This is a genomic window from Chitinophaga sp. (assembly GCF_036566945.1).
Taxonomy (GTDB): domain Bacteria; phylum Bacteroidota; class Bacteroidia; order Chitinophagales; family Chitinophagaceae; genus Chitinophaga.
The window spans coordinates 1-3166 of the sequence record NZ_DATCVJ010001043.1; the positions used below are offsets into that span (position 1 = coordinate 1).

Annotated in this window: 3 protein-coding genes; 2 read left to right on the forward strand and 1 reads right to left on the reverse strand. The window is 42.9% G+C overall.

What is annotated here, in order from left to right:
* Positions 1 to 506: hypothetical protein (locus tag VIP81_RS31450; protein WP_331971469.1), on the forward strand; the 506-nt coding region annotated here is incomplete at its 5' end.
* On the opposite strand, the gene VIP81_RS31455 is transcribed toward VIP81_RS31450, so the two are convergent.
* On the reverse strand, positions 461 to 964 hold the full coding sequence (locus tag VIP81_RS31455) for a hypothetical protein (protein WP_331971472.1): 504 nt from the start codon (positions 962 to 964) through the stop codon (positions 461 to 463). The two genes, VIP81_RS31450 and VIP81_RS31455, sit on opposite strands and share 46 nt — an antisense overlap.
* A 270-nt stretch (positions 965 to 1234) precedes the next feature.
* On the opposite strand from VIP81_RS31455, the gene VIP81_RS31460 reads away from it, so the two are divergent.
* Positions 1235 to 3166: ligand-binding sensor domain-containing protein (locus VIP81_RS31460; protein ID WP_331971475.1), on the forward strand; the 1932-nt coding region annotated here is incomplete at its 3' end.

The following is a 3166-nucleotide window of genomic DNA, read 5'->3' on the forward strand; positions in this document are numbered from 1 at the left end:
CATGTACTGATGGCAAAATATCAATTGAAGAGCAGTTGTCAAAACTAATAGCCAAACTTGAATTATTAGGTGAGCGATTTACAGAGGAACGTGCTGTACAAAAGAAATGGCATGATGATTATGAAGAAGAACAGCGCATTCGCAAGGAGCGGATAGAACGTAAGAAAAGAGAAATGAGCAAGGTGAGGCAGTTACTTCAAGATAGCCATCGTTCAGAAAAGGCAGAGGAAATCCGGAGATACATCGACCGGCTCGAACAAAAAATGATGATGGATAGTCAGGATATATCCGAAGAAATGAGGTTATGGCTGGAGTGGGCCAGGCAAAAGGCGAATTGGATAGATCCATTGATAAATCAGCAAGACGAGTGGTTAGATGCCAATGACCGTGATAGCTTATCTAAAGAAAATAAGCTCGATGAGAATTCCTCTATTGAATATAATGCCGCTACGTTGTCATCTCAAAAGGACTGGTGGCCTGGGCAAAAATGGTATTCCAGAAAATAATTTTCCTTGTAGCCTGCGTAGTTTCTGAGCGTATAAAATACTGTATCAATAAAGAAAAGAGTATTGGCTTTCACGATAACCTTTTCATCGTAGATATCTTTGAGAATCAATCCTAACTCTTTATTGTAATAATTGCTGGTAGGAAGTCCATTCCTTAATGTATTTTCAAAACCGTTGTATCCCAGTAAATTGTTGGATTCACCACCTCTGGTAAGATATTCGGATTCGTTTGGGGCTTGTTTTATTGAAAGGTTCCTTTCCGATGCATAGGTTTTTAAGAATTCGACCTGCTCTTTTTTTGCGACTACTTTACTTTCGAAATCTCTTTTAACCGTTGTACTTGTGCTAAAGCTTGCGCATAAGATATTCCTGGTTGCTGTGCAATTATCTGCTGCCCTCTCAATGATAATTCCGTCAAGGATATTTTTAAGTTTGCTTCTGGTATCACTAGTATCCATTTGAAGTGCATGACGACCTGCATAATTTACAGCAGAAAATATTTACAAACAACATCTTTTCTAGTTCTTTTTCTTACCGTCCACCTCTTCATTACGCAGCAACTTCAATACCGCCTTTATCATGAATCATCTTAAAGAAATATAATCCGGATATTTTTTTTAACTTCCCTTTTCAACGTTATGAAAATACAAACAGGGAATAAGATGACTAAGTCAGCTGTCTTTTGGATATTGTATTGCTTAGCCATGCTGACTAAAGTTTCTGCTCAGATGCCTTCGTCACTCAATTACCTGGGTATTGAGCAGGGCCTTTCCAATAACGCCGTTACCAGTATTTACCAGGACCATAACGGGTTAATGTGGTTTGGCACCTACGATGGCCTCAACCGCTACGACGGCTACAACTTTACCACTTACAGGAACGAATTTAATGACGCCGGTTCTTTGGCCAACAACCGGATCGCCTGTATTACAGAAGACCACAACAATCGCCTCTGGATTGGTACCCGTCGCGGTGTGAGCATTTATAATAACAGGTCTGGTCGTTTCTCCGGCCTCACTTATTTGCCATATAAAGCGACTATCGAAAAAAAAATACAGGTAACGGTAAATGTCATTAAAGCCGGCGACCGGGAAAGAATGTTTATCGGTACCGATCGTGAAGGACTGCTGGTTTATAGCGGTAAGGGACCCGCCCTGCAGGCGCCACTTGCCAATGGGAACACACATTATGAGGTGATGTCAGTAGCGTTGACGGAGTCACAACAAGCCTGGTTGTTTGTGCGGAACGTGGGACTGTGCCGCTATGATAATAAAAGCGGCATGGTCAACGTGATCAATGATAGTATCCGTAACGGCACCGCGCTGCTGGCCGATCACAACGGCCACCTGTGGCTGGGTACCTACGAAGGAGTATATAAATATAGCATTGCATCCAACTTATTCGATAATGTACTGATTACCCATTCCAACAGGGTAGTGGATCTGATGATTGACCGGCAGCATAAACTCTGGATAGCATGCGACGGTGAAGGTGTTTTTACAATGTCGCTGGACAACAACCAGATCAATCGATTGTTATCACCTCAGCATAAAGATCTGCTGACCAGCACCGCTGTGTTCTCCATATTTGAAGATCGTGAGGGCCGCAAATGGATAGGTACGCTGCGCGGAGGCGTTAATATTCTGGATCCCAAACGCACCGGATTTGCCAGCATCACAAATGATCCTCTCAATTCCAATAGCCTGATCAATAATTTTATTTTGTCCCTTTGCGAAGATGAAGACCATAACATCTGGATAGGTACGGACGGCGGCGGTTTAAGTATCTGGAACCGGGAACAGGATAAATTTACCAACTTTAAACACCTGTCCGGCAACAATCATTCGTTATGCAACGATTTCGTGACCAGCATTCTCAGTGACGATCAGCATACCATATGGCTCACCACCTGGAATGATGGTATCTATCGGTATAATAAAGGCGCCCGCACTTTTGAAAACTATCCTTGTTTTAACCCGCTGACCAACAGAGAAGATAAAAATACCTGGATATTGTATGAAGATATGCAAAAGACCCTATGGGCCGGTGTTTGCACCAACGGACCTTTATACAGGCTTAATAAAAGTGCGAACCGTTTTGAAGTGTTTGACAGCAGTCTTACTAACATCCTTTCTCTCGCAGAAGACAGCAGCGGCAACTGTTGGGCGGGAAATTATACTTCTTTGATACAGGTAGACCGGGTTCATAAAAAGCATCGTTTTTTCAATATCGGTTATCCGGTCCGCGCTTTTCATGAAGACAAAGATGGTCATTGCTGGATAGGTACCGAAGGAGGTGGCTTATTGCTGTTTAACCGGGAAACCGGCGCCTATACCCGATTTACAAAGGCCGTTGGCCTTTCCAATAATTCCATCCTGAAAATAATGGAAGATAACAACGGTTATCTCTGGATCAGTACCTTCTACGGCATTTCCAGGTTTAACCCCAGGGAAAAGACTTTCAGGAATTTTTCGCAGTCAGACGGATTGCTTAGCAACCAGCTGAACTACAACGCAACACTGGCGCTGTCGACCGGTGAATTTATGTTTGGCGGTATCAAAGGGCTGAATATTTTTTATCCCGATAGCCTGTACTACCATTCGAATATGCCGGAAGTATTACTTACAGGATTAAAGGTCAATAACATTCCGGTGCAACAG